We start from the raw sequence: 25,874 nt of genomic DNA, 5'->3' as shown, positions 1-25,874 counted from the left end.
AAAGGCCCCCCGCCGTGAAACGGCCCGCCCGCGCAGGCGCGGACCCGCCCCCGCACCTGCTGGCAACACCCCGCGCCACCGGCTGGGATCCGCACCCGGCCCAACGTCCCCCGCACCGCCACGACCCCGTTCAGCAGGTCATCGCCCCCACTGGACACCACATCAGTCTGGTCACCGGCCATGACGAGGCACGCCACGCTCTCACCGACCCCGTGTTCGTCCACGACATCCGCCGCCTCCACCACCGGGAACACGGCTTCGGCGGCCGCCGCTGTCCCGACGACATCTTCGCCGTGGAAGGACGCCACCCGCTCAACAGCGACGGCGCCGAGCACCAGCGCCTGCGCAACGTCCTCGCCCCGCTCTTCACCCGCACCACGGCGGCACACCAGCACCACATGATCGATGGTGCCTGTGACGCTGTCCTCACCCGGATGGCACGGCACGACACTCCGGAACTCGTAGCGCATTTCGCCAGACCGCTGACCGTTCACGTGACGGCGCAGCTCATGGGTATCCCTACCGAAGACATCGCCGAACTGACGGCTCTCACCCTCGCCATGGTGAGCGGACGCGACCCCGAACTGTGTGAGGTCCGGCGCGACCGCATCGCCCTGACCAGGCTCTGGGCCCGCATCATCGGACGAAGGCGTCGCACGCCTCGGCAGGACCTGCTCTCGCAGCTCATCAGAGCCGAGGAGAACGGCGCGTTGTCCCGGCAGGAACTCGTCTCCACCGCGTGGGGCGTCTTCTCCGGCGGCATCACCTCCACCACCGCTTTCCTCGCCTCCGGCGCCGTGGAGCTCATGAACTCCCCGCGGCATCAAGCCATGCTGCGGACTCCCCGGCAGACACACGCCCTCATCGCGGAACTCCTGCGTCTCACCAGCCCGTTCCCCTTCGCCGCCTGGCGATTCGCTCTGGAGGAGGTGACGATGGGCGGCACGACGATCCCGCAGGGTACTCCTGTGCTGATCTCACTCGCCGCCGCCAACCGCGACCCGTCGGCATACGCCTGCCCCGACGCCCTCCGCCCGGAGCACCGGCGCCACTCCCACCTCGCCTTCGGTAACGGCCGGCACTACTGCCCCGGCTCCCACCTGGCCCGGCTGGTGGCCGCTGTCGCGCTGAGATCGCTGTTCCGCCGGTTTCCCCGGCTCCGACCAGCAGTGCCGCTTTCCGAGTTGAGCCGCCGGGGCTCGCTGATCGACCGGTGCTACCGATCCGTTCCGGTGCACCTCGTGCCACGTCACTGAGCGCCAGGGCACCGGGAAGGGAGGCGATCGAGTCCGGCCGGCGGGAACTCTCTCCGTGCTGCGGCGGCCCGGCGGGTTCGGCGGTCCCGGCGGCCGCGTCCTTGGGCACCGGGCACGCGCAGTGCTCCTACCGGGTCAACGGCCTTCCTGAGGGTGGGCCTCGGCGCGGAGCACGTCCAGCACCACCGAGCCGTCGACCGTCTCCTGCGTGACGAGGAGCGCGGCGAGCCGGTCCAGGGCGTTCCGGTGGTCACGCAGCAGGGCCAGCGCCCGCTCCTCGGAGCGCCGCACGAGCCGGGCGACCTCCTCGTCGATGATCCGCTGCGTCTGTTCCGAGTAGGGCCGTCCAGCGAGCTCCTCCGGCGCGGATTCGCCGGAGAACTGTGGTGCGCCCGATGCGTAGCCGACGGGGCCGAGCGCCTGGGACAGACCGAACTCCCTGACCATGCGGGTGGCGATCCGGGTGGCACCGGTCAGGTCATCGGCCGCTCCCGTCGACCCCTCCCCGAAAACGACCAGTTCCGCGGCCCGCCCACCGAGCCGGACGGTCAGGAGGTCCGTGAGGTATCCCTCGCTGTACAGATGCCGCTCGGCCTCGGGCAACTGCTCGGTGACGCCCAGCGTCACACCGGCGGGCAGGATGGTCACCTTGGCCACCGGGTCGGCGTGTTCGCACAGGGCGGCGACAAGGGCGTGCCCGGACTCGTGGACGGCCACGGCGTGCCGTTCTTCGGGGAGCAGCGCGTTGGACGTCTCGCGGCGGCCCAGCAGCACCCGGTCCCGCGCGCTGCCGAGGTCACCGGCCGTGATGGTGGAACGGCCGGCGCGTACGGCGTTGATGGCCGCCTCGTTGACGAGGTTGGCCAGGTCCGCGCCGGAGAACCCGGGGGTCGCGCGGGCCGTGGCATCGAGGTCGACGTCCTGTGCGAGCGTCTTGTCGCGGGCGTGCACCTCGAGGATCGCCGCGCGTTCGTTCTGGTTGGGCAGGGGGACGGTCACCTGCCGGTCGAAACGACCAGGACGCAGCAGGGCGGGATCGAGGGCGTCGGGACGGTTGGTGGCCGCCAGGACGACGATGCCGCTGCTCTGATCGAAGCCGTCCATCTCGGCGAGGAGCTGGTTGAGGGTCTGTTCCCGCTCGTCGTTGCCGCCGAGCCGGGTTCCCCCGCCGCGGCGCCCGCCGACCGCGTCGATCTCGTCGATGAAGATGATCGACGGTGCCCTTCTGCGGGCTTCTTCGAAGAGGTCGCGCACGCGGGAGGCGCCGACCCCGACGAACATCTCGACGAAGGCCGAGCCGGTCACCGACAGGAAGGGCACGTCCGCCTCGCCCGCCACCGCTCGGGCGAAGAGCGTCTTTCCGGTGCCGGGGGGACCGACCATGATGACGCCGCGCGGTCCCTTGGCCCCGGCGGCGGCGTAGCGGCCGGGGTTGCGCAGGAAGTCCACCACTTCGCTGATCTCCTGCTTGACGCCGTCGTAGCCGGCGATGTCGCCGAAGCGCGTGGTGGGCCGCTCGGCTTCGATGATCTTCGCTCGTGACCGGCCGATGGCGCTGATGCCGCCGGTGAGAGAGCCTGCCGTCCTGCGCAGGCTCCACAGCAGGAACCCCATCAGGAGGACGAAGGGCAGAACGCCCACGAGCAGGGACGTCCAGACGCTGCCGCCACCGCTGCTGCGCGTCGCAGAGATCACCACGTGGTGTGCCTGCAGCCGCCGTTCGAGCCCGCCGTCGCCCAAGGCCGTAGGAAGCTGGGTGGTGAACTTCTTCCCGTTGTCGAGCGTGCCCTCGACGGTCCCCTTGTCCCCGATGTCCACCGTCCGTACCTGGCCGGCATCCACCTTGCCGACGAAGTCGCTGTAGGAGAGCCGGGGCGGGACAGACCCCGACATACCGCGGGCCAGTATCAGCACCAGGAAGAAGCCCAGCAGTGCCAAGGGCAGCAGCCACCGCTGCCACGGAGGCGGGGACGGCGACGAGGGCGTAGGCGGCGCCGGCGGGGGTTCGCCCGGTGGGCCCGGCTGGGCCGGCGGCATGCGATGGCTGCGGGACAGCCGTGCTCGGGTGATCACCAGCGTGCGGCCTCCACGACGGGCGGGCCGACCGACCCGGCCCCCTCGGCCTTCAGCCGGGAAGGGAACCCGCGGGCCATGGCGCGGACCACCAGGTCACGGTCGGTGACCATGCCGATCGCATCGTCACCGTCCACCACCAGGAGTGGTGCCACTCCGGCACCAGTCCTCCGCCGCGCCGTCTCCTCCACTGCGGCCTCGGGCGACACGTCGGCCGGCCACGGGCTCATCGCGTACTTGACCTGCATCGGACTCGCCTCCCCGGAGGTCCGCCGTCCGGCCCTGGCAGCGAGGGGCAGACCCCGCACCAGGGGCATCCCCTTCCACGATCGGAGCAGTCGGCCGTGCGTGCCAGTCAAAGGCCGCCGGCACCGGCCCGGCTCCGCACGGCGGCCGTCAGACCATCCCCTCCCCGTTGACGCGGAGGGTCTGCCCTTTCACGGCGAGGAACGTCACGGCCTTCGCGGCCCCCGAAGATCCGCACGGCCTGGTCGAAGGCTGTCGGCCCACAGGCCGCATCCCGCCTGTCCCGCCTGTCCCGCTGTCACGCCTGTACGGACCGAGCCGCACTGCGCCTGGTCCTGCCCGGCGGCCCTGCGCGAACGGTGTCTCACGAATGTCCAGGCCGTTGTCCCCTGGGGAAAGCCGTCGGCCGGGGTTCCTGCCGACGGTCACGGGGGATCCCATGGGGCCGGGGCGACGGCCCCGGCCCGAGGGCCCCCGCTACTTGAACAGGCGGTCGCCGCTGGTGGCCATGCGGTGGGTGCCGCTGTGGCGGTTCACCCAGTCACGGATGAGGTTGACGGCATTGGCGCACTGCCAGCTGTTGTCGTACTCACGGACTCCGGTGAAAGCGCCGTAGCCCGCGATGATGCCGTCCACGCGCGCATCGCCCAGCAGTTTGTCGACGTACCACGGGTCGTTGTAGGTGGTCGTCCAGGACAGCGTGGCCGCGAGCCGGCCGGCAGCCCGGTCCGCGGCGCCCTTCTTCAGCTCCGCACACGTAGTGCGGGCGGCCTCCGTGCAGTTGCCGAACCCCTTGGTGATATCGGAGTCGCCGTAGTCCATCGCCCGGCGGCCGGCCGGGAATCCGGAACCGGACCGGTTGAAGGCGTCCCGGGCCTGATCACGGGTGCCGGTCGTCGTGATGCCCTCCAGCGCGCCGAGCCTGCCCTCCAGGCTCTTCCAGCCCCTGCCCCCGACATCCGGAGTGCTGCCACCGTGGTACTCGTAGAAACCGTAGAGCACCTGAATCCCGGCAGCCGTCAGCCTCTGGGCCTTGTCCCGCAGCCCGGCGACGCTGCACCCGCGGTTCTGCGCTTCCCCGCAGTAGTTCGGATCCTTGATGTCCAGCCAGACCAGGCTCAGCCGGCGCCCTGCCCTGGCGTGGGAGACGATGCGGTCGATCATGCTGTCGAAGCTGGGCCCCCGCCGGTTCTCACCGGCCGAGGAACAGTCGTGATAGGCGCGCCATTCGTTCGGATTCCACCAGGCGCAGACGTCGATCTCGATGCCGTTGGCACCATGACTGAGCGCGGCATCCACACCCTCCAGCGTGTCGACCCGGTGCGCGATCGCGTAGATCGCATGACGCTGATCGGCTGCCACCGCCGGGGCCGCACCGAACGCAGCGGCACCGATGATCCCGCACACCGCCGCCATCAGCGCCACCACCCTCCGCGGGCCGGCACCACGTCGAAGATGAGTGATCAAGACAGGCACTCCTTATGTTGGTGTCCTCAAAACGGACAGTTGTCTCCCGGAGCAGCTCCCGGAGCGACACCGCCCCGGCCACGGCCGACCGCAATCCCCGACTGCAGTCCGGCCTCACTGAGGTGAGGATGCGGACACACACCGGCGCGCCCCGGTCTCCGGCCCGCTCTCCAGCTCGGTGCACGCGGCGCCCGAACGACCCGAGCCTGCAAGGAGATCCGTCCCCGCCGCAAGGAAATCCCGGCACTTCGGGACGCTGGAACGCGAAAACGGGCGATGACCAGGGCAGAGGTGAGCCGCCTGGAACGCGCGGATAGAACGCGAGGGTGGCACGCACCGTGGGAAACACCTCTGTCGGACACCCTCGCGTACACGCGCGACGAGCTCAAACGCCCCACGCGATCTCCCCTCGGCACCCGCTGAATGCCCTCTGTGCGGCTCGTCGGACAGGCCCCGTGCACCTGATTTCCGCTTCCAGCCGCTTCGTCAAGAACCGTCTCCGGCCGCCCGGGGGTGGGCTTCGGCTCCGGGATCAGCCCCCACGGGCACTTCGCGATCGTGCAGAGCGCTATCGCGACCGCTGTACCCGACGGTAATGTGCGAGCCCGTCCGCGGTACGGGGGGTGGCATGGGCACCATCACGAGATTCGATCCCGTCGCCGAGCACGAGAAGACCCGCGCCGCGTTAGGGGCCGCGATCCCGCGGCTGGTTCGGCTGCTGCGCGACGTCCGCGACCTGGACGCGGCCTCCGGTGTCCCGGTGTGGACGGTGGGCGACGTCGGCGCGCACCTCGCGGCCGTGTATCTCGCGTACTGCTCCGCCGTCTCCGCCGACGAATCCGTGGAGTGGGACGAGGTCCTACCGCGGGGCGACGGGCCGTTCGTCGAGCGGATCACGGCTGTGAACGCCATGTCCATCGGCCTCCTCAGCGGCGACGAACGCGCCCGTCCGGGCGACTTCCTCGCCGAGCGGGGCGAGAGGTTCTTGCGGTGCACCGAGGGTCTCGCCCCGGACACCCCTCTCGCCACGCCCTGGTACGGGCAGGAGCTGACGCTCACGCTGGCGGCGGCGACCGGCCTGATGCTCAGTGAGAGCCTCGTGCACGGCCTGGACATCGCGCGCGGCGCCGGCCTTCCGTGGCGGATCGGCCCGGACGAGGCGCGACTGGTGCTCGGGCAGTCGATGCCGACGATGATGCCGCCGGCCCTGAACACAGCGAAGGCGCAGGGTGTCAGCATCGCGTTCGACCTCGCAATCAAAGGCGGTCCGCGGCTGGCGGTCGTCATCGACGACGGGACGGTGACGGTCACCCGGGACGCTCCGCCGCGCGCCTACGACTGCAGGATCACGGCGACGCCCACCGCGTTCCTGCTGGTCGCCTTCCGGCGCACGCCGATCCGGCAGGCGATCGCGCGCGGCCGGATGCGGGCCGGCGGTCGCAGGCCGTGGCTCGCCGTGCGGCTCAGTGAGCTCATCGCCACTCCCTGACCCGAGGGGCGGGTCTGCCGCACTTGCCCGGGCCGGGGCACGGAAGTTGCCGTTGGAGGGGCCCGGTTCCCCGGCCGGGGCGCCCGGACCACGCCGGCTTCCGGCAAGCGGAAGTGCGCAGAGCCCATCACGAAGGACCGAACCCCTCGCTGAACCGGCCGCCCCGGCCGAAGGCGCGGAGCGGCCGGCGCCGGAAGCGGGAAGGGGTCAGGTCCCGCAGACCGCGACCAGCTCGTCGGCCTCTTCCGCGATCGACCGGGCGAGCACGTCCAGGTCGGGCACGGCGACGGCGTCGGCGAGCAGGCCGTAGCAGACGCGGTCCTCGTACGTGGTGATCCCCACCGCCAGGGCCTGCCCGGGCGCGAGCGGGGCGAGAGGGTAGGCCTCGCGGACGGGACTGCCCGCGAGCCTCAGGCCGTCGGCACCGCGCAGCGGGACGCTGGAGATGAGCAGGTCGTAGAAGAGGCGGCCCGAACGGGCGATCAGGCCGCCGCCGAAGCGGTGACCGAGGGGCGGAATGGCGTCGGCGAGCAGCGCCGCGGCGCCCGGGCCGTCGGCGGGGCCGGCCTGCTTGTTGCGCTCCATGACCTCGCGCACCGCACGCAGGCGGGCAAGGGGTTCGGGCTCGTCGACGGGGAGGCGGGCCAGGTAGCCGGAGAGCCGGTTACCCGACGCGCCCGGGTCCGCCGGGTCGCGCAGCGACACGGGGACGAGAGCACGGGGCTGTACGCCGTCGCTGCCGTCACCGCGCTTGTCGAGCCACCGCCGCAGACCACCCGCGACCACAGCGAGGAGGATGTCGTTGACGGTGCCGCCCGTGGCCTCGCGGATACGGTTCACCTCACGCAGACCGACGACCGCACCATCGGCACGGCGAGAACCGGTGGCGCGAGAGGTCAGGGCGGGCGAGGAACGCACGCCCCAGGCGGCGCGGGCCATCGCGGAACTGATCGACACGGCCCGCCCGGCATCGGTGACGGCACCGCGCACCAGATCGGGCAGCTTACGCGGATCAGGCAGGCGCAGCACGGATCCCGTCTCGCGCCGCCGGGGCGCATCGGACGAGGCGGGTACTGCGTCGACGGTGATGGGGTCCAGGAGCGACAGGACGTACGACGCCGCACGCATGCCGTCCGCGTGGGCGTGGTGGAAGGTGAAGAGGACGGCGAAGGACGTACCGTCCGCGCCGGGCAGCACGTGCGCGGCCCACGGCGGCCGCTCCCGCTCCAGAGGCTGCTGCATCAGGACCCCGGCGGCTGTGTGGAAGTCCCGCACCGGCTCGGCGAGGTGCACGTGGTCCGACGGATCGAAGTCAGGGTCCACGCGGCGGGCAGCGGAGCCGAAGGGGAACAGGACGGGGCGGATACGGGTGTTCAGTCCCGGTATCCGGGCGGCGCGGGCCACGAGCAGCCCGGCGGCGCGCCGCGCGGCGTTCGGGGTGTCGGCGTCGAAGACGAAGAGCCCACCCATGTGCAAGGGATGACCGGAAGACTCGATGTTCCAGAAAGCAAGGTCAAGCGGAGCAAGTAGTTCAGGAGCCACTTCACAAGTCACGGAGTCTCCGAGGTCACAGGGGAAGGGGTGCGCTCACGCGTCCGACTGGGCCAGGGACCCGGGACTGCGCTGCTGAACGTAAGCGAACTGAAGTCAATCGCCGAGAGCCAACTACAGTCAAGAGCGACCACATCACACAACGTTAAGAACACGCACACGCCCGCTGCTTTTCAGCCCTCACGCAGCCGCGGGCTCTTCCCCCGCCTCCTCATCCTCGGCTCCGGGGCGCGGACCTAGGCCCGTACCCGGCCGTGGCGGCGCGACACCATCACCAACGTGTGGTCCTTCGCCGAGTGTCAGGCCAGCATCTGTGCGAGCTTCGTCATTTCGGTCTCCGGGTCCACAACGGGCTGGATGACCAGTTCGTCGACCCCCGCCTTCTCCAGCGCGTTGATCCGTTCGGTGATCTCGCTCCTGGTGCCGACCAGGCCGAAGGTGTCCATCAGGGAGGGCACGATGAGCTCGCGGTCCTCGGGGGACAGCCGGCCCAGGTAGTTGCGGTAGAGCGCCTGGTGAAGTCTGGGATCGGTGGGGGTGGTGCCGCGCAACTGGAGCAGGCGGTCGACCGCCGCGGCCTCTTGCGGAGGGAGGGTCGCACGGAAAGCGGGGTTCTCCGCGCCGAGGATCAGTGCGCTCAGTGCGATGTGCCCTATTGAGTCCTTGACGGGATCGCCGTAGCGGTCCTCGCCGTCGGCGAGGACGTACAGGGAAGACATGAGATAGGAGCGGGTCTTCCCGGCGCTGCCCGCGTCCCGTGCCGCTGCCTGCCGGGCCCGGCCGAGGGCGGACCAGGCCGCGGGGTCGTGCATGGCGAAGGAGATCACTCCCGCGCCGAGCCGGCCGGCGACCGCGGCAGCCTTCAAGCCGGACGCGGCCACGACGAACTCCACGGGAGCCCCGGTGTTGACGTACGGCTCGGCATGCAGGAACCGCACCCTGCTGGACCTGCTCCCCTCGCGGTAGTCCGACTCCCGGCCCGCGGTCAGATCCTGCAGGGCGGCCGTGAACGACTCCAGCTCCGCCGTCTTCACAGGCCGCATGCCCAGCGAACGGCGCGCCGTGTTGCCGGTGCCCACCCCGCAGACGATGCGGCCGGGGGCGAGGGCGTTGAGGCTGCTGACGGCCGCTGCTGCGGCGGGCGCGGAGCGCAGCGCCGGTGAGGTGACACCGATACCGAGCCTGATCCGGTGGGTGGACTTGGCGCACAGTGCGAGACTCACGAACGGATCGCCGTGGACCATCGGCGTGTCGTACACCCAGAAACTGTCGAAACCGAGTTCCTCCGCGCGGGCGGCCAGGTGCTCCACACCCGGCCCTGCTGTCATGACGATGCCGGTCCGCATGGCGGCTCCCCTCGCCGTCGGGGCAGGTGACCGAACCTACTTCAGTTGCCGCTCGCTGTCCTCCATGGCCGAGAACATGCTCCCCCGTGCGCTGCCGGTCATGAACTGTCTTCCGCCTCCCGGACCGGGACGGCAGATCCCGCCGTGCAGGCCCGGCCGTTGCCGGAACAGGATCCCGTTGATCACCCGGCGGTGTCACTGCCGTCGTCCACCTCGGCCTGCGAACGGAACGACCGGCCGGGCTCCCCGTGCACGGAAAAGATCTTTCCCGTGCACGCCTCGTCCGGTACGGTCGCGGAGTTGTTTTCGCTGCTGGGTGCCCATGAGCTGCGCGCGTGGCCCCGGTGGCCCGCCGACTGGGAGCAGGTGTCTTCATGGCATGTCGTATCGGTGAGCTTGTGCTCGGTTGCCGCGATCCCGAACTGCTGGCGCAGTTCTGGTGCGAGGTCCTGGGCTACGTCGTGGTCGGCCGCGAGGAGGGCTGCGTGGAGATCGGGACGCCGGAAGGGTTCGGCGGTCCGCAGCCCACGATCTTCTTCAGCGTCCGGGACGAGCCGGAGCCGGGGAAGTCCCGGCTGCACATCGACGTCAACCCCACCGACCGCGACCAGGACGCCGAACTCGAACGCCTCCTGAAGCTCGGTGCCCGCCGGGCCGATATCGGCCAGACCGGGGACGAGCAGTGGCATGTCCTGGCCGACCCCGAGGGCAATGAGTTCTGCCTGCTCAAGGCCCGCATCAAGCCGCTCTGACGCTCCTCCCGGGCTCATCGGTGGGCCCCGCGCCCCTCTCTCTCGGGGGCGCCTGGAGGCCTTGGCCCTGGCCTTGTCCCTGGCCCTGACCAGGTGCCAGGGCCGGGGCCGGGGCAGCCGCGGGCTGGGCGGTTCCGGGTGGCGCCGTTGCCCGCACTGTCGCCACGACCGTCTTTACGGTCCGGTCTCGAACCGGGGCGGCTTGAGGCCGGTGAGGCATCCGGTTCTCGGGGCGGTCGGATGGTCGAAGAAGGAGGCGGTGATCTCCTGCGCGCACCGTGACGTGGCGAACACCACGTGGGGCTCGTAGGGAACCGTGACGACGGTGGCGCGGCTCAGCGTACGGGCGACGTACGGCCCGTTGGCCGCCCCGGTCTGGGAGTCGAAGCCGCCCGACAGGGCGAGGGTGGGGATGTCGCTGCGCGTGACGTTCCGGATCGAGCGCGGCGCCGCGGGTACGTTCCAGACGCCGCAGTCCGGGCGGAGGAAGGTGAGCTGCGGAGCCTGGGCCAGTACCGGGCGGGGGAACGACGGGAACGCGTCCTGCCCGCCCCGGATCGCTTCGGCCCGGCTCTCGTACGGCACCCACTCGCTGCAGAAGATGCCGTAGGCGAGCCCGTGGGCGACCCTGCCGAAGGCCTGGGGGCTGAGCTTTCCGCCCGCCCACTGCTCGGCGATCCGCTGCGGTTTGCCGTGGGCCAGTTCGTCGAGGGAGCGGGGTACGCCCGGCGCCACGTGGGTGGCGGAGGTCATCCAGTTCACCAGGGCGCCGCCGTCCAGCACGACCTTCACCGGTGCCGATCTGCCGGGGACCGTGACGGTGGTCGTGACCGGGTGCGCTTCGAGTCTACGGACGAGGCGCTCGAAGGTCGCCGGCAGGTGCGGATAGCGGCGGTTGCACGCGGGCTGCTCCGCGCAGGCCTTGAACAGGCCGTCGAAGCCCTGCCGGGCGCTGCTCCAGGTCAGTGCCGATCCCGCCTTGGACGGCGGCAGGATGCCGTCGATGCCGACCGACCGGATTCCCTGCGGGTGCCGGCGCATGTAGATGAGCGCCAGGTGAGTGCCGTAGGAGATGCCGAACACGTTCCACCGGTCGATGCCCAGCGCCACGCGCAGGTCCGCGTAGTCGGCGGCGCTCTCGGTGTCGTTGTAGGCGCTGAGGTCGGCCCCGCGGCTCGCCAGCCGCTCGCGGCACGTGCGCGTCGCCTTGACGTGCAGGCGCCCGGTGGACGGCGCGTCGTAGACGAGGCCGACCGCGCGGGCGTTGAACTCGTCGATGTTCGGGCAGGTGAGCACCGGGTCGGCCGAGTACGTCCCCCGCTGGGACATGAAGATGACGTCCCGGTCGCGGTTCAGGCCGCCGTCGATCGCCATCTGCGCCTCGCCGGCCGCGTCGTCGCCGGGACCGCCGGCGAGCCACACGACGGGGTCGGGTTTCGGCCTGCTCGTGGCCGCCCGCACGATGGCGACCCCGAGGGTGATCGTCCGGCTGTTGCGCCTGGCGCGGTTCTCGGGCACGGTCAGCGTTCCGCAGCGGGCCCCTTCGAGCGCGGGGACGGGGTCCGCCGTCTTCGGGCAGGGGCCGGGTACGAAGCGGGCACGGCCCACCGTGCGGGCGGCCGTGCCGAGCGCCGCTCCGGCGCCGGTGCCGTGCCCGGCATGGGCGGGGGTTGCCGGCAGGCTGGTGAGGAAGGCCCCGATCGCCAGCCCGGCCGACGTGGCTCGGAGCCGTCGCACGGTGCGGCGGCGACGGGGCGTTGTCTGGTCGAGTGCCATCCGGCCCTCCCGGTCACTTCGGGCTGATCGTGAACGGTTTCGGTGTGAGACCGGCTGCGCAACCGGTGTCGGGCGCGGTCGGACGAGCGAGGAACGAGGCCAGCACGCGCTGCGCGCAGGGCGACTGGGGGACCACCCAGTGGCCGATTCCGGGGATCCGCACGGTGGTCGAGCGGGACAGCGTACGGGCCGCGTAGCGTCCCCAGCTCGCCCCGGTCTTCGTGTCGAACGTCCCTGAGACGATGAGCGCCGGCACGGAGCTGGAGGTCGCCACCCGCTGGGAGCGGGTGCGGTCCGGCACGTCCCAGGCGCGGCACACCTGGTGCTGGAAGGGCAGCTGCGGTGCCTGGGCCAGGACCGTGTCCGGCCACCCGGGGAAGGCCCGGCGCCCGGCGCGGAGCAGGTCGGACGCCGGATGTCCCGGGACCCACTCGCTGCACGCCACCGATTCGATCAGGCCGTGGGCGACCTCGCCGACGACGGGAACCGAGCTGGCCGCGCGGGCCTGCGCGAAGCGCTCCGGGCGTCCGTGGGCGAGCTCCTCGACCGCCGCCGGGACGTCCGGGGGACGGACGGTGTTGGCGACCAGCAGGTCCACGAGCGCGCCCCCGTCGAGGACGACCTTCACCGGGTCTCCCCCGCGCGGCGGCCGCGCGTTCAGGGTCAGGGGCCGGGCCTCCAGCCTGCGCACCTGCTGCGTCAGCGTACGGGGCAGGTCCGGGTAGCGGCTCTTGCAGCGGGGCTCGGCCGCGCACGCCGCGAGGACGGCGGCGATCCCCTCGCGGGCGCTGCTCCACGTCCACGGCAGGCTCACGACCCGCGGAGGCGCGACCGAGTCGAGCGCCACCGCGCGGATCCCCTGGGGGTGCTCGCGCAGGTAGGTCAGGGCCAGGTTGCTGCCGTAGGAGTATCCGTAGACGTTCCACCGGTCGATCCGCAGTGCCTTCCGCAGGTCGGCGAAGTCTGCCGCGTTCTCGGTGGTGTTGTAGGCGCTCAGGTCGATCCTGCCGGATGCCGCCAAGCGGTTCCGGCACTCCTTCACCGCGCGCACCAGGAGTCGTCCCGTCGACGGCGCGTCGTAGCGCAGCCCTACGGCCTTCGCGTTGAACCGGTCCACCTCGGGGCAGGCGAGGTTCGGCTGCGAGTAGCGATTGCCGCGCTGGGCCATGATGATCAGTTCGCGATCCCGGTTCAGGCCGGAGGCCGTCAGGAAGGGGATGTCATCGAAGGTGTCGCCTCCGGGGCCGCCCGCCATGAACACCACCGGGTCCTCGGCGGCCCCGGCCGGGTGCGCCGGCCTCGCCGGGGTGGCCGGAATGACCGCTACGGCCAGACGGATGGTCCGCCGGCCGGGGTGGGCACGGTTCTCGGGGACCTCCAGGAAACCGCACCGTGCGTGGCCCAGTGCGGCGATCGGCTCGGGCGTCGCCGGACAGGGGCCGGGCACGAAGCGTGACGGAGTTGCCGGGCGGGACTCGGTGGACGGCCCGGAAGGTGGTGATACGGCACTGCTCGGTGCCGGGCCGACCGCCGTCAGGAAGGCCAGGGCGGCGGCGGAAGTCGCCACGGTGGCGAACGCACGGCCGGAGCGGCGGACGGGCGCGCGGCCGGAGCGGCGCAGGGCGCACCGGCCCTCCGCTCCGAGGGGTAGCGGCTTGCACCACTTGCCCGGCTGCCTCTGCGGCCCCTCCTGCCCCCGCCGCTCCTCTTGCGCCAGAGCCTCCAGTGCGGGTGACGGGCTGCCTGCCGGAGTACTGCTGCCGTGCTCTGCCATGTGAACCCGTTCCTCTGCCGACCTCTACGGCTGCCCGGCCGGACGACGCCGTAGCGATTCGGGCGGATCGCGCATTGCGGACGATACCGGGCGGTGTCGGGGTGCGCACACGGACGACCGGCTCACCCTGTTGCAGACGCGGGGGGCTCGGCGACGCCGTCAGGACGTGGGGCGGTCCCAGCTCGCTGTACCAGGCGTGGCATCGCTGAGCGGCTGAGCGGCGAGCGGCGAGGCCGCAGTGCTCAGCTCGACGTCACGACCGGCCAGGCCCGTCGAGGCGCTCCGTGGGGCCGGCGAAGGAGAGGAACGTGGTCCGGGTGGCGAGCAGCCAGGCCTGCGCACATGGGTCCTGGCATTTTTTCGTCCGTCCCGTCACCTCACCGGCTCCGGCCGGTCAAGGTGCCGGCTCCAGGCCCCAGGCGACGGCTCGGCCCGCGGCGGCCACACGGTTGGGGACGCCGAGTTTGGCGAGGATGTGCTCGATGTGGGTGGCGACGGTGCGCGGGCTCACGTAGAGGCGGTCGGCGATCTCGCGGTTGGTCCGCCCCTGGGTGAGTTCCGCCAGCACCTCCAGTTCGCGCGGGGAGAGCGCCGCTGGGCGGGCGACCGCACGGCATACGGCGACCGTGCAGTCCCCCTGGCGGGTCAGGTGGAGTTCGAGCATCCGCTGCCGGTACGGCACCAGGACCGTGGCCGGCAGCGTTCGCCGCGCGGCCGTGCGCCGGAGCAGGGCCACGAGCGGGGAGCCGGGCTCGGTGAGGCCGGGCAAGGGCTCCCCGCTCACGGTCACCGGGACCGCGTCGTCGTCCTCGCCGGTGCCCGGCAGGAGCACGGCGCAGGCGTGGCCGGAGCCGCCGGGTCCCGGGGAGCGGTGGCCGGCGAGCGGGTCGGCGACGGCCGCGAGGCACTCGCCGAGCAGGGTCATCACGGCCCGGACGGCCGGCTGGTCGCACCGTGCCCGTGTCGTACTGAGGTTGAGGATGCCCACGTACCGGCCGTCCGCGGAGAACAGGCACTGTGCCACGCCGTCCCGGACGCCCAGGGGTTCGAGGACCTCCTGGAACCCGGTGGAGGCTCCCCGTACCGGATCGGGTACGTCGTGCCACCAGCTCGTGGTGCCCGGCGCGTGCCTGATGAGCGCGAAGGCCGGGTCGTCGTGCAGGCGGGTCTCGATGTAGCGGGTGGTGCCCGCCGGGTAGCTGCCCGCCAGTGTGACGTGGCGGCGGAGCAACGGGTCCCAGCGGGACAGCGACGCGTGGTCGTGGTCGATCACTGCGGACAGCGCCGTCAGGACGGCGTCGGCGCCGCCCTTTCCCCGCGCGGCGTGGCGCGCGGCCTCGCGTACGTCCAGGGCGGCGCTCAGGACGTCCGTCGTGCCCGGCTGCGCTGCTGTCATGGGCGTCGGCTCGGCTTTCATCCGCTCAGAATGATCATCCGGTGTCAGGGCGTCAAACGGGCGTCAATCGGTGAGTTCGGTGAGTTCGGTGAGCTCAGTCAGCTCACCGAGTTCGGTCAGTTCGGTCAGTTCGTCGTGCACGACGTCGCCGCCGACGGCAGTGAACACCACCGGCATGGCCGGGATGTCGTGCGGGTCGGCGGTCAGCAAGTCGCCCGCGAGCACGCACAGGTCGGCGACCTTGCCCACTTCCAGGGTGCCTTTCCAGTCCTCGGCGAAGTCCTGCCAGGCCGCGTCGGAGGTGTAGGTGCGGAGGGCCTCGGCGAGCCTGATGCGCTGGTCGGGGCCGCTGACGCGACCGCTGGCCCTGGACTCGCGGAGCATCATCGTGGAGACGCCCTGCCGCCAGTCGGGGAGGGTGACGGGGGCGTCGGAGCCGCTGGTGACGATCACTCCGGCGTCGATCGCGTCCCGGTAGGGCCATTCGTACGCCGCCCGCTGCGGGCCGACGAACTCCTCTTCGAGGTCGGCGACGGTCCATTTGATGGTGGGGTTCATGTTGACGCCGAAGCCGTGCCGCGCGAGCGTCCGCATGCTGCGGGCGGTGAGGAAGTCGCCGTGGATGACGTAGTGCCGGGCGTCGGGCCGGGGCTTCCCGGCGGCGGCCGCGGCGAAGGCGTCGGCGACGGTGTCGATGGCCCGGTCGCCGGTGACGTGCACACCTGCCTGGTACCCGGCGGCGTGGGTGTACTGGATCATCTCCGTGATCTGGGCGGCGCGCTCGTCGTCGGTGTCCCCGCCGACGCACAGCGAGCCGCAGCCGCCACCGACGTACGGTTCGTGCATCCAGGCCGTCTTGTTGACCGGGATGCCGTCGGCGAACAGTTTGACGCCCAGGACGGCGAGGCGGCGGGGGTCGGTGGACGGCGGCTCGTCCATGGCCGCCAGCGTCCGCACGAACTCCTCGGCCGTGCCGGTCATCCCGGTCGGCAGCAGCAGTACGCCCACCCGCGCGGTCAGTTCGCCGTCGGCGAGCAGGCGCCGGTAGACGTCGAGGGTGCTGTGGGCCATGGCGCCGCGCATCAGGGCGTCGCCGCCCGGGCCGAGGCCGGGCTCGGTGTAGCTGGTGATGCCGAGCCGGGCCAGGGTGCGCAGGGTGGCCCGGATCGCGTCGGCACGCACCTCCTGCGAGAGGGCGGGCAGCTCCCGGTGGACCAGGTCCTGGGCGCCCTCCTGGAGGAGGCCGGTGGGCTCGCCCGCCTCGTCGGTGACGATGACCCCTCCGGGCGGGACGGGGGTGTCACGGTTCACTCCGGCCCACGAGAGCGCCATGGAGTTGACCCACGTGGCGTGTCCGGTGGCGGAGTACAGCAGGACGGGGTGGTACGGGCTGACGGCGTCCAGGTCCTGCCGGGAAGGCAGCCGGGAGGGGTCGGCGACGCACTCGGCGAGGTAGCCCGCGTCCCACCCGTGACCGGTGATCCACTCCCCCGCGGGCGTCGTCGCGGCGGCCTTCCGTACGGCTTCGGCCACGTCGGCCAGCGACCGTACGGCGGGGTGGGAGACGTCGACGGACAGCGGGGGCCTGGTCAGTCCGAAGGCGCAGCCGTGCAGGTGCGTGTCGTTGATGCCGGGCAGGAGCGTCCCGCCTTCGAGGTCGACGATCCGGGTGGCGGGGCCGGCGTGTGCCATGACCTCGGCCTGGTCACCGACCGCGCTGACGAGGCCGTCGGTGACGGCGAGGGCGGAGGCGACGGTGAAGCGGGAGTCGACGGTGAGGACCGAACCGTTGACGAAGACGAGATCTGCCGGAGTGCCGGGCACAGTGATGTCCTATCTGCCAGGGGCTGGTGACTGGGGGCTTCCGCGAGTCCGCGACGGCCGACGGGGAAGCTGACAGCACTGTGCATGCAGGGGGTGTGAGCGCACATCGGTCATCCAACCGATGTCGGGGCGGGCCGGGGCGGACGGGTCCGGCCTGTCCGGACAGGCGCGGCCGGTGGCCCGGCTCAGCCTCCGGCCCCCAGGCCGGGCCAGCCCCGTACCGTCGCGACGCGGCAGCTCAGCGTGCCAGCCAGCGCACCTCGTACGGGGCGAGGGACAGTGCCTGACCGTCCACCCGGGCCGCCACCGGTCGGCGCTCGGTATTGACGACGAGAACGGCTGAGTCGTCGGCGAGGACCTGGATCCTGGCGCCCGGCTCCGCCCTGGCGTCCACCGGCCGGAAGGCGCTGCCCGGCGGGAACTCGTGGGCGAACCGGTTCAGCAGCCGGGCCATGGGCAGTCCTTGGCCACCGTCGGGCAGGTGGGTGCTCCTCCACAGGCAGCCGGGGCAGTCGTCCCCGGTTCGCTGGGGGTTCCAGTAGAAGGCCGCCGACGCGCCGCTCGCGGCCAGATGCATCATCGCGGTGGCGTGCACGGCGGTGCGGTGGTGTTCGTTCCAGCCGTCCCGGCCACCCGGCCGGTCGTCCGCGGCGGGCGGCTCCACGTACCACTCGGCCCACCACACGGGAAGCCCGGTGACGTTCCTCAGCCAGTGGGTGACGGCGGCGAACTTCTCGGTGGCGGCGAACTCGTCGGGAACCGTCTCGTGCCCCTCGCGGGTGTAGCTGGACCCGTCGACGACGGCGAAGTCGGCGCCCGCTTTGTGCTCGTTCCAGTAGTGGATGACGTCGGCGGAGCGCTGGTCGAGTTCGCCCCAGGGGCCGCGGAGTTCGGGCGAGCGGTCCTCCGGGTCGTCGGCGGGCGGGTCGTGGTCGGCCACCACGTAGGGGCCGCCGACCAGGTTGTGCGGGTTCTGCTTCTTCAGTTCCGCGTAGACGAGGTTGTACAGCTGGGTGTACCCCTCGTAGTTCCACCGGCGCTTGTCCTCGTCGTAGAAGCCCTTCAGCTCGTTCCACACGAGGAAGTGCCTGATGTCCGGGTAGCGGTGGGCGATCGCGCCCGCGAGCCGGGCGAAGTCCTTGTAGTGCCGGCGGTCGGGAGCGGCTTCCAGCCGGGACCAGTCGGTCCGTCCCCGCCGCCCGCCCTTCATCCAGTCAGGGGCGCCGCACAGGGTGAGGACGGGGGTGGCGCCGGTGGCCCGCATCAGGGCGACGCGCTCGTCGAGTGCCTGGAAGTCGTACCGCCCGGGCGCCGGTTCGGGATTCTCCGCGCCCCAGCCCATGATGTGCTGGTTCTGCGGCAGCGAGCGCGCGGAGAGCAGGGCACCGGCCTTGCGCGTGGCCTCCGGCGTGCCGTGTTCCGCGCTGTACTGCGTGTGGGTAAAGCCCCAGCCCGGCCGGGCGCCCGCCTGACGGCGGGTGGGCTTCGCCGGCGCGCCGCCGCCGGGACTGCCCGAGGCCATGGCCAGCGGCAGGGCGGCGGCCAGGGCCACCGCACCGCACACACCGAGCAAGGAAGTGGTCCGCCATCGCCCCGTACCGGACGCCGCCGTCTGTGCCGCAACATGTCGCCCCACGACATCCAAGAATAGGCGCATAGCTGGGATTTCGTCCCCCTTGGGCAGCTTAGGCCGCTTGCCGTTCGGTCTTGGAGAGGGATGTTGCCTGAGCCGCCGGCGTGGCGAGGTCCGGGGATTCGGACGGCGACCGCACGGACCGGAGGTGTCGTTCGGCGCCACGCCGTCCGCCGACGTGCAGTGGGCGGTCCGCGTTTTTCGGTCGACTCCGTACGCGTGGAGTTGAGGCGTCATGGACACAGGCGGACACTCACGGAGACCAGTGGACATCACGGGTCTCCCGGGTTCCTGCCCAGAGGTGGCCGGTACGGATTCGTTGATCGTTCCGGCCCGGGACCGTCGCGCGACACTTGCCCGTATGCCGAGCTTTCAGCAGAGGAAAGCCGTAGGGGACGCGCACGAGGCCCATGTCGCACACGAGCTGGCCGAACGCGGGTGGGACGTCTCGCCTTGGGGGCAGGCCGTACTGACCCAAGCGGTACGCGCGGCCCTGCGCCGCACCGACAGCTTCCTGCGCTGGACGCCCGACCTGGCGGCCGCCCAGGACCGGCGCGTCGTCCTGATCGACTGCAAGGGCCGGATGACCAGTCGTACGTCGCACCGCCACGCGGTGGAGCGGTCCGCCGTCATGGCCCACCTCCATCTGACGGCGTGGACGCAGCTCCCTGTCGCGTATGTCTTCGACGACCTCGGTGTGCTCACTCCCTGGGACGTCCTGCTGTCCGGACGCACCGGCCCCCTCACCACGAAGGGATCCGGATCCGCCTACTTCCTGGTTCCCGTGGCGCGGGCCCTCGCCTTCGACGAGGTGTTCGGAACGGTCGCGGTCGCCGCGCCGCAGCCGTAGTACGAGAGGAAGACGTACTCCAGCCTCCGCTCCTCGCCCGGCGCACTCATCCGCCCCGGGACGGACGCAGCCGCGCCGGTGCCTCAGCCGCTCTCATCCGTGCGGGCCACGCCGATGGTCGCGCCGCACTCGCCCTCCTCGCCCCCGCTTCCGCCGCCGCGCAGGAACTCCTCGGCGACCGCGCAGTGCAGGGCGACTCCGGCGGCCAGCGCCCGCTCGTCGTAGAGCACGCGGTCGGAGTGGTTGTCCGGTACCGTTCCCGGCACGCTGCCGGGCGGGCAGGCGCCCAGGAACACCATCGCGCCGGGCACGCGCTGCAGGACGTACGAGAAGTCCTCGCCGCCCATCGTGGGGTGGGGAAGCTCGTGCACGCGGGAGGGGCCGAGGGCAGAAGCCGCCGCGCGGCGTACCAGCGCGGTGAAGGCAGGGTCGTTCTGCACGGTGGGATAGCCCTCGGGGAGTTCGACGTCGACGGTCATGCCATGGGCGGCGGCCACCCCCGCGGCGACGCGCGCGATGCCCTCGCGCACCTTGCTGCGGGTCGCTTCGGAGAGAGTGCGGTACGTGCCGCTCAGCTCCGCCGTCTCCGGGATGATGTTGAACGCGCTCCCTGCCCGGATCGTGGTGATCGTCAGCACCGCGGGCTCGAAGATGCCGACAGTCCGAGTGATCATGGTCTGCAGGGCCTGGACGATCTCGCAGGCGACCGGTACGGGGTCGAGCACCCGGTGCGGGCCGGCCGCGTGTCCGCTCCGGCCCCTGACGCTGACCCGCACCACGTCGGCGGCGGCGTACTGCGTGCCCGGCCGGACGTGGACGGTGCACGTCTCGTTGCGGGCGTTGATGTGCAGGGCGAACGCGGCATCGACCGCCGTGCCGCCGGCCGGGGTGAGCAGCCCCTCCTCGATCATGGGCAGGGCCCCGCCGGCGGTCTCCTCGGCGGGCTGGAACATGAAGACCACCCGCCCCGCCAGCCGCCCCTTGCGGGCGCTGAGCAGCCGCGCGGCGCCCACGAGCATGGCGGCATGCGCGTCGTGCCCGCACGCGTGCATGACTCCGGGCACCTCGGAGGCGAAGTCGAGGCCGGTGTTCTCCTGCTGCGGCAGGGCATCCATGTCCGCGCGCAGCAGCAGGGTCCGCCCGGGCCGGCCGCTGTCGAGCACGGCCACGACCGAGCTCAGCCTCCTGCCGAGCGTCACCGTCAGGCCCAGCCCGTCGAGGGCCTCCACAACCGCCCGCTGCGTACGGGGCAGGTACGTGCCCACTTCCGGAAGGCGGTGGATGCGGCGCCGCAACGCCACGACATCGGGCAGCAGGCTCCGCGCCTCGGTCAGGAGGCCGGATTCCGCTCCGGCAGATGCGGTTCCGTCGATCAGCACGCGCGCCTCCACGACAAGCGGGTCGTCTCCGGCAGGATGTGGCAATGCGGTGGCAATGCGGCAGCGGTCGCCGACGCCATGAGACCACACCCGGGCATTCACCGACAGAACGTCTCCGTGCCGATCCTTGCCGGACCCGCCGAGGGGCGAGCCCGCGTTCCGCCCCTCGGGTGACTCGGGGGACTTGGCGGACTCGGGGGACTCGGGGGACGCCGGCACGAGTGATCTTCATCGCGGTGTCCGGGACCGTCCCGGGAATAGAGTCCCGCGTCGTGGACAGAGCGGACAGAGTGAACCCGGACGACCCCGCCTACGGGCGGCTGCAGGCCATGCCCAGCACCGCCGGGTACGGCGAGGCTGCCGAGGCCCTCGTGGAACAGTACGAGAGCGTGACCTTCGACGAGGTGCACCGCGAGGTGCTGCACCTGTTCCCCACCGAGCCGAGCTCGGTCCTGGACATCGGTGCGGGCAGCGGTCGCGACGCGGCAGCGCTGGCCGCCCGGGGGCACCGCGTCGTCGCCGTCGAACCCACCGCCGAGATGCGCGCTTCGGGCCGGCGCCTCCATGCCGGCCAGGCCATCGAATGGGTCGACGACGCGCTGCCCGGACTGCCACGCCTGAGCGCGCGGCAGCTCCGCTTCGACCTGATCCTGCTGACCGCGGTCTGGATGCACTTGGACGAACAGCAACGCTCTGCCGCCATGGCTCACCTGGCCGGCCTCCTCGAAGCCGGAGGACGGGTGATCCTCTCCCTGCGCCACGGCCCGGTCCCGGCCGGCCGCCGCATGTTCCCCGTCACCGCGCGGGAGACCGTCGAACTCGCCCGGCGGTCCGGGCTGCACGTCGTTCACCACGCCCGGCGCGAGGACCCGCACGGACGCCCGGGAGTGTCCTGGACCTCTCTCGGCCTGCAGCTCTGCGCGGGCACCGACACGTGTCCGGGAAGGGGAGAACCCGGCCCGGGCAAGGGCGGCGGCCCCCTATGCTGCGGGGATGATCAAGCCGACTGAACTCGTCATATTCGACTGCGACGGGGTGCTGGTCGACAGCGAACGCATCGCCGTACGCGTCCAGATCGCCCTCGGTGCGCAGCTGGGCTGGCCGCTCACGGAGGACGAGGTCATCGCCCGGTTCGTCGGCCGCTCCAACGCCTCCGTCCACGAACTGCTGTCCGCGCGGCTCGGCGAGGAGACGGCCACGAAGTGGCAGGAGCAGTTCGAACACCTCCACCGGGAGGCCGTGGACGCCGGGCTCGCCCCCGTCGACGGCCTGCCCGAGGCGCTGGACGCGATCACTCTGCCGACGTGCATCGCCTCCAGCGGCTCCCACGCCAAGATGCGCCACACCCTCGGCCGCACCGGCCTCTACGAACGCTTCGTGGACCGCATCTTCAGTGCCACCGAGGTCGCCCGCGGCAAGCCGGCCCCTGATCTGTTCCTGCACGCCGCGCAGCGGATGGGCGTCGACCCGGCCGCCTGCGTGGTCGTCGAGGACAGCCGGCCCGGCGTCCAGGCCGCCCGCGCCGCCGGCATGCGCGCCTTCGGCTACGCCGGCGGCCTGACCCCGGCCGAGCGGCTCGAAGGCCCCGGAACCGTCGTCTTCCACGACATGCGCAACCTGCCGCGCCTCATCGCGGAGCAGTGAACGACGCCGGGCCCGACCCCTGCTGAGGGGGCGGCTCGTGGCCCCGGCGGCAGGACGGGGCCCTGCCGCCGGCGGCCCGCCCGGGTGACGCGGGGCAGGCCGCCGGTGTCCGGCGGAGACCGGATTACAGCGCGCGCTCCAGGCGGTCCGCCATCAGCTTGACGAAGCGGGCCGGTTCCTTCGGCTGGCCGCCCTCGGCGAGTACGGCCAGGCCGTGCAGGAGCTCGGCGGTGTCGGCGAGCTCCGTACGGTCCTCGCGCTCCTTGTACGCCTGGTTGAGGCCCTTCACCAGCTGGTGGTCCGGGTTGAGCTCCAGGATCCGCTTGGCGCGGGGCACCTCCTGGCCCATGGCGCGGTACATGTTCTCCAGGGCCGGGGTCAGATCGTGCGCGTCGGAGACGACACAGGCCGGGGAGACGGTGAGGCGGGAGGAGAGGCGTACCTCCTTGATGTCCTCGCCCAGCTGCTCCTTCATCCAGCCGAGCAGCCCGGCGTACTCCTCGGCCCGCTTCTCCCGATCGGCGTCGGGGGTCTCCTCGTCCTTGGCGTCGAGGTCGATCTGCCCCTTGGCCACGGACCGCAGCTTCTTGCCCTCGTACTCGCCGACGGCGTCGGCCCACACCTCGTCGACCGCGTCGGTGAGCAGCAGCACCTCGATGCCCCGGTCGCGGAACGCCTCCATGTGCGGGGAGTTCTCGATGCTCTGCCGGGACTCGCCGGTCAGGTAGTAGATGTCTTCCTGGCCGTCCTTCATCCGCTCCACGTACTGCTTGAGCGTGGTCGGCTCGGTGTCGTGGTGCGTGCTCGCGAACGACGCGACGGCGAGGACGGCGTCGCGGTTCTCCGGGTCGGTGACCAGTCCCTCCTTCAGGACGGTGCCGAACTCGCGCCAGAACGTGTCGTAGCGGTCCTGGTCCTTGGCCTTCATCTCCTTGACCGTGGACAGGACCTTCTTCGTCAGCCGTCGCCGCATCAGCTCGATGTGACGGTCCTGCTGGAGGATCTCGCGGGACACGTTGAGCGAGAGGTCCGCCGCGTCGACGACGCCCTTGACGAAGCGGAGGTACGGCGGCAGCAGCGCCTCGCAGTCGTCCATGATGAACACGCGCTTGACGTACAGCTGCACGCCGCGCTTGAAGTCCCGCGTGAACAGGTCGTGCGGGGCGTGGGCGGGGAGGAACAGCAGGGACTGGTACTCGAAGGTGCCCTCCGCCTGGAGCCGGATCGTCTCCAGCGGGTCGCGCCAGTCGTGGGCGATGTGCTTGTACAGCTCGTGGTACTCGTCGTCGGACACCTCGTCGCGCGGCCGCGCCCACAGCGCCTTCATGGAGTTGAGCGTCTCGGGCTCGGGCGCCTCGGCGCTCTCGCCGTTCTCGCTGCCCTCGTCGGCTGCGGCGGCTGTGGCGGAGACCTCGGGCATCATCCGGACGGGCCAGGTGATGAAGTCCGAGTACCGCTTGATGATCTCCCTGATCTTCCACGGGGAGGTGTAGTCGTGGAGCTGGTTCTCCGGGTCGGCCGGCTTGAGGTGGAGCGTGACGGAGGTGCCCTGCGGCGCCTCGTCGACCGTCTCCAGCGTGTACGTGCCCTCGCCGCGCGAGGACCAGCGGGTGCCCTGGCTCTCGCCGGCGCGCCGGGTCAGCAGGGTGACCTCGTCCGCCACCATGAAGCCGGAGTAGAAGCCGACGCCGAACTGGCCGATGAGCCCTTCCTCCCCGGCCGCATCCTTGGCCTCCTTGAGCTCCTGGAGGAACTTCGCGGTGCCCGAGTTGGCGATCGTTCCGATGAGCCGTCCGACCTCGTCGTACGACATGCCGATGCCGTTGTCCCGCACGGTGAGGGTGCGGGCGTCCTTGTCGACGTCGATCTCGATGTGCAGATCGGACACGTCGGCGTCGAGCGAGTCGTCCCACAGCTTCTCGAGGCGCAGCTTGTCCAGTGCGTCGGAGGCGTTGGAGACGAGCTCCCGCAAGAAGACATCTTTGTTCGAGTAGACCGAGTGGATCATCAGCTGCAGCAGCTGACGGGCCTCTACCTGAAACTCAAACGTCTCAGTCGACATGTTCGCGAATACCTCACAGGTCCTATCGCCAGAACTGATCGTAGCTACTGTAAAACACCACGTCAGGACAGGGGCCGGGATGCGGTAGCGGTGGCTGGATCCCGAGGCGGCGCCGGGCTTGGTCCGGACGTCGGCGACGTGGGTCTTCACCGTTCCCGGAGAGATGAAGAGCTCGTCGGCGATCTGCGTGTTCGTACGACCGCGCGCGACGGGGCGGACGTTGTCCTGCTCGCGGTGGGTGAGGGGGTCGTCGCCGTGTCCATCCGCGCGTGCGCAGGCGTCAGGAGGCGCTGGAGCCAGCGGGTGCGGGTGTTGCGGGCGTCCTGGCTGAGGGCTGCTTGTGGGGCCAGGCTGTCGAAGCCGTGGTAGGCGCCGGGCCATACGTGCAGTTCGGCCCGGCCGCCGGCCTGCCAGATGGCGTCGGCGTAGGCCACGTCCTCGTCCCGGAACATGTCGGCCGACCCGACGTCGATGTAGGCCGGAGGGAGTCCGGAGAGGTCCGTGGCGCGGGAGGGGGCCGCGTAGGGCGGCAGGTCCGCGGCGCCGTGGCGGGCGCCCAGCAGTGCCTTCCACGCGGTCGCGTTCGAGGTGAGGTCCCAGGTGCCCCGGCCCGTCATCTGGTGGCTGGAGAAGGTGCTGTTGCGGTCGTCGAGCATCGGGCACAGCAGCAGTTGCCCGAGGGCCCGGGGGCCGCCGCGGTCGCGGGCCAGCAGGGCGAGGGCCGCGGCGAGTCCGCCGCCGGCGCTCTTGCCTCCGATGACGATGCGGTCCGGGTCGATGTCCAGTTCGTCGGCGTGCCCGGCCGCCCAGGCGAGTCCGGCGTAGCAGTCCTCCAGTGGTTGCGGATACTGCGCGTGCGGCGCCAGCCGGTACTCGACCGAGATGACGGCCAGTCCCAGCGGGGCGGCCCATTCGCGGAGGATCCGCGGAAGCACCGACCAGGCGTTACCCATGATCATCGCGCCTCCGTGCAGGTAGTACAGCAGAGGCAGTGGCCCGGTGAGCCCGGCCGGCCGCGCGCTGACGAGCGTGACGTCCGGCGCGTCCGGCGGTCCCGGAATATGAAGCTCCGTCACTTCGAAGCGGCCGCCGGCGCGGAGGTCATCGGCCGTCGGCCTCGGCCGGCCCGCGGCATCCCGCTCTTGCCGAGCACGGAGGTTGTCCGGCGTGAGGGGCTCCCTCGGCCCGCTGCCCAAGGCCGTCAGCACGGCATCCAGTTCGGGGTCGAAAGGGGGCACCGCCTTCGGTGCCGGGGCGCTGCCGCGCTCCGACCGCGCGCCGGGGACGGTCATGACCCGCTCCCCGGGAGGGCGGGACGGCGCCCGTCATACCTGCCGACACAGCCGACCTGCATAT

18 protein-coding genes and 2 pseudogenes are annotated in these 25,874 nt (G+C 71.6%); 6 read left to right on the top strand and 14 right to left on the bottom strand.

What is annotated here, in order from left to right:
* Positions 1-14: 14 nt before the first annotated feature.
* Positions 15-1,256, top strand: a complete 1,242-nt coding sequence (locus ACOTKD_RS18785) for a cytochrome P450 (RefSeq protein WP_424890110.1) — start codon at positions 15-17, stop codon at positions 1,254-1,256.
* A 135-nt stretch (positions 1,257-1,391) separates the two neighbouring features.
* Here the strand turns inward: ACOTKD_RS18785 and ftsH are convergent, their stop codons facing one another.
* The 3 genes from ftsH to ACOTKD_RS18770 all read right to left on the bottom strand — a co-directional run bounded on the left by ftsH (position 1,392) and on the right by ACOTKD_RS18770 (position 5,051).
* A complete protein-coding gene (gene ftsH, locus ACOTKD_RS18780) occupies positions 1,392-3,194 on the bottom strand; it encodes an ATP-dependent zinc metalloprotease FtsH (RefSeq protein WP_424890109.1) in 1,803 nt (600 codons plus the stop codon).
* A gap of 131 nt (positions 3,195-3,325) precedes the next feature.
* Positions 3,326-3,577 (bottom strand): hypothetical protein, encoded by a 252-nt coding sequence (locus ACOTKD_RS18775; protein ID WP_424890108.1) that lies wholly within the window; start codon positions 3,575-3,577, stop codon positions 3,326-3,328.
* 475 nt (positions 3,578-4,052) lie between these two features.
* Entirely contained in the window at positions 4,053-5,051 is a 999-nt protein-coding gene (locus ACOTKD_RS18770) for a phospholipase (protein ID WP_424890107.1), read from the bottom strand.
* Positions 5,052-5,670: 619 nt separating this feature from the next.
* On the opposite strand from ACOTKD_RS18770, the gene ACOTKD_RS18765 reads away from it, so the two are divergent.
* Positions 5,671-6,531, top strand: coding sequence for a maleylpyruvate isomerase N-terminal domain-containing protein (locus tag ACOTKD_RS18765; protein WP_424890106.1), 861 nt, complete (start codon positions 5,671-5,673; stop codon positions 6,529-6,531).
* Positions 6,532-6,738: 207 nt separating this feature from the next.
* On the opposite strand, the gene ACOTKD_RS18760 is transcribed toward ACOTKD_RS18765, so the two are convergent.
* Both ACOTKD_RS18760 and ACOTKD_RS18755 read right to left on the bottom strand, forming a co-directional pair.
* The gene (locus ACOTKD_RS18760) at positions 6,739-8,073 is read right to left on the bottom strand and encodes a wax ester/triacylglycerol synthase family O-acyltransferase (RefSeq protein WP_424890186.1); all 1,335 of its coding nucleotides are present in this window, start codon (positions 8,071-8,073) and stop codon (positions 6,739-6,741) included.
* A 308-nt stretch (positions 8,074-8,381) separates the two neighbouring features.
* Positions 8,382-9,428, bottom strand: coding sequence for an LLM class flavin-dependent oxidoreductase (locus tag ACOTKD_RS18755; RefSeq protein ID WP_424890105.1), 1,047 nt, complete (start codon positions 9,426-9,428; stop codon positions 8,382-8,384).
* Between the two features lie 374 nt (positions 9,429-9,802).
* On the opposite strand from ACOTKD_RS18755, the gene ACOTKD_RS18750 reads away from it, so the two are divergent.
* Positions 9,803-10,180 carry a VOC family protein gene (locus tag ACOTKD_RS18750; protein ID WP_054228059.1) on the top strand — a complete coding sequence of 126 codons (378 nt, stop codon included), beginning with the start codon at positions 9,803-9,805 and terminating at the stop codon, positions 10,178-10,180.
* Positions 10,181-10,354: 174 nt separating this feature from the next.
* Here the strand turns inward: ACOTKD_RS18750 and ACOTKD_RS18745 are convergent, their stop codons facing one another.
* The 5 genes from ACOTKD_RS18745 to ACOTKD_RS18725 form a co-directional block, all read right to left on the bottom strand.
* On the bottom strand, positions 10,355-11,956 hold the full coding sequence (locus ACOTKD_RS18745) for an alpha/beta fold hydrolase (protein ID WP_424890104.1): 1,602 nt from the start codon (positions 11,954-11,956) through the stop codon (positions 10,355-10,357).
* Between the two features lie 13 nt (positions 11,957-11,969).
* Positions 11,970-13,730, bottom strand: coding sequence for an alpha/beta fold hydrolase (locus tag ACOTKD_RS18740; RefSeq protein WP_424890103.1), 1,761 nt, complete (start codon positions 13,728-13,730; stop codon positions 11,970-11,972).
* 394 nt (positions 13,731-14,124) lie between these two features.
* Positions 14,125-15,147 (bottom strand): LuxR C-terminal-related transcriptional regulator, encoded by a 1,023-nt coding sequence (locus tag ACOTKD_RS18735; protein ID WP_424890102.1) that lies wholly within the window; start codon positions 15,145-15,147, stop codon positions 14,125-14,127.
* Positions 15,148-15,189: 42 nt separating this feature from the next.
* A complete protein-coding gene (locus ACOTKD_RS18730) occupies positions 15,190-16,950 on the bottom strand; it encodes an amidohydrolase (protein WP_424890101.1) in 1,761 nt (586 codons plus the stop codon).
* 238 nt (positions 16,951-17,188) lie between these two features.
* Positions 17,189-18,472 (bottom strand): xylan 1,4-beta-xylosidase, encoded by a 1,284-nt coding sequence (locus tag ACOTKD_RS18725; RefSeq protein WP_424890185.1) that lies wholly within the window; start codon positions 18,470-18,472, stop codon positions 17,189-17,191.
* A gap of 472 nt (positions 18,473-18,944) precedes the next feature.
* On the opposite strand from ACOTKD_RS18725, the gene ACOTKD_RS18720 reads away from it, so the two are divergent.
* Entirely contained in the window at positions 18,945-19,433 is a 489-nt protein-coding gene (locus tag ACOTKD_RS18720) for a hypothetical protein (protein ID WP_424890100.1), read from the top strand.
* An 83-nt stretch (positions 19,434-19,516) separates the two neighbouring features.
* Here the strand turns inward: ACOTKD_RS18720 and ACOTKD_RS18715 are convergent, their stop codons facing one another.
* Positions 19,517-20,812: a M20 metallopeptidase family protein gene (locus ACOTKD_RS18715; RefSeq protein ID WP_424890099.1), complete on the bottom strand. Its 1,296-nt coding sequence runs from the start codon at positions 20,810-20,812 to the stop codon at positions 19,517-19,519.
* 272 nt (positions 20,813-21,084) lie between these two features.
* Between ACOTKD_RS18715 and ACOTKD_RS18710 the strand changes: the two genes are divergently transcribed.
* Together ACOTKD_RS18710 and ACOTKD_RS18705 are read left to right on the top strand one after the other, a co-directional pair.
* Positions 21,085-21,822, top strand: coding sequence for a class I SAM-dependent methyltransferase (locus tag ACOTKD_RS18710; protein WP_424890098.1), 738 nt, complete (start codon positions 21,085-21,087; stop codon positions 21,820-21,822).
* Positions 21,806-22,456: an HAD family hydrolase gene (locus tag ACOTKD_RS18705; protein ID WP_424890097.1), complete on the top strand. Its 651-nt coding sequence runs from the start codon at positions 21,806-21,808 to the stop codon at positions 22,454-22,456. The genes ACOTKD_RS18710 and ACOTKD_RS18705 overlap by 17 nt, the downstream gene beginning before the upstream one ends.
* A gap of 124 nt (positions 22,457-22,580) precedes the next feature.
* Here ACOTKD_RS18705 and htpG read toward each other — a convergent pair whose 3' ends face one another.
* The 3 genes and pseudogenes from htpG to ACOTKD_RS18690 form a co-directional block, all read right to left on the bottom strand.
* Complete coding sequence (htpG, locus tag ACOTKD_RS18700) at positions 22,581-24,518, bottom strand: molecular chaperone HtpG (protein WP_424890184.1); 1,938 nt, start codon at positions 24,516-24,518, stop codon at positions 22,581-22,583.
* 162 nt (positions 24,519-24,680) lie between these two features.
* Positions 24,681-24,899 (bottom strand): annotated as a pseudogene (locus ACOTKD_RS18695) (hypothetical protein); the annotation flags it as partial.
* A pseudogene (locus ACOTKD_RS18690) lies at positions 24,887-25,810 on the bottom strand (alpha/beta hydrolase); the annotation flags it as partial. The pseudogenes ACOTKD_RS18695 and ACOTKD_RS18690, both read right to left, overlap by 13 nt.
* Between the last annotated feature and the right edge of the window lie 64 nt (positions 25,811-25,874).

The sequence above is a fragment of the Streptomyces sp. XH2 genome, from assembly GCF_049725035.1.
GTDB classification, from domain to species: Bacteria; Actinomycetota; Actinomycetes; order Streptomycetales; family Streptomycetaceae; genus Streptomyces; species Streptomyces roseoverticillatus.
This window is presented reverse-complemented; position numbering and strand designations above follow the sequence as displayed.

Coding starts and splice junctions, on each gene's coding strand:
- ACOTKD_RS18725 (WP_424890185.1), bottom strand. CDS start 18,472: ATGGCCTCGGGCAGTCCCGGCGGCGGCGCGCCGGCGAAGCCCACCCGC.
- ACOTKD_RS18745 (WP_424890104.1), bottom strand. CDS start 11,956: ATGGCACTCGACCAGACAACGCCCCGTCGCCGCCGCACCGTGCGACGG.
- ACOTKD_RS18750 (WP_054228059.1), top strand. CDS start 9,803: ATGGCATGTCGTATCGGTGAGCTTGTGCTCGGTTGCCGCGATCCCGAA.
- ACOTKD_RS18755 (WP_424890105.1), bottom strand. CDS start 9,428: ATGCGGACCGGCATCGTCATGACAGCAGGGCCGGGTGTGGAGCACCTG.
- ACOTKD_RS18765 (WP_424890106.1), top strand. CDS start 5,671: ATGGGCACCATCACGAGATTCGATCCCGTCGCCGAGCACGAGAAGACC.
- ACOTKD_RS18740 (WP_424890103.1), bottom strand. CDS start 13,730: ATGGCAGAGCACGGCAGCAGTACTCCGGCAGGCAGCCCGTCACCCGCA.
- ACOTKD_RS18705 (WP_424890097.1), top strand. CDS start 21,806: ATGATCAAGCCGACTGAACTCGTCATATTCGACTGCGACGGGGTGCTG.
- htpG (WP_424890184.1), bottom strand. CDS start 24,518: ATGTCGACTGAGACGTTTGAGTTTCAGGTAGAGGCCCGTCAGCTGCTG.
- ACOTKD_RS18735 (WP_424890102.1), bottom strand. CDS start 15,147: ATGAAAGCCGAGCCGACGCCCATGACAGCAGCGCAGCCGGGCACGACG.
- ACOTKD_RS18775 (WP_424890108.1), bottom strand. CDS start 3,577: ATGCAGGTCAAGTACGCGATGAGCCCGTGGCCGGCCGACGTGTCGCCC.
- ACOTKD_RS18720 (WP_424890100.1), top strand. CDS start 18,945: ATGCCGAGCTTTCAGCAGAGGAAAGCCGTAGGGGACGCGCACGAGGCC.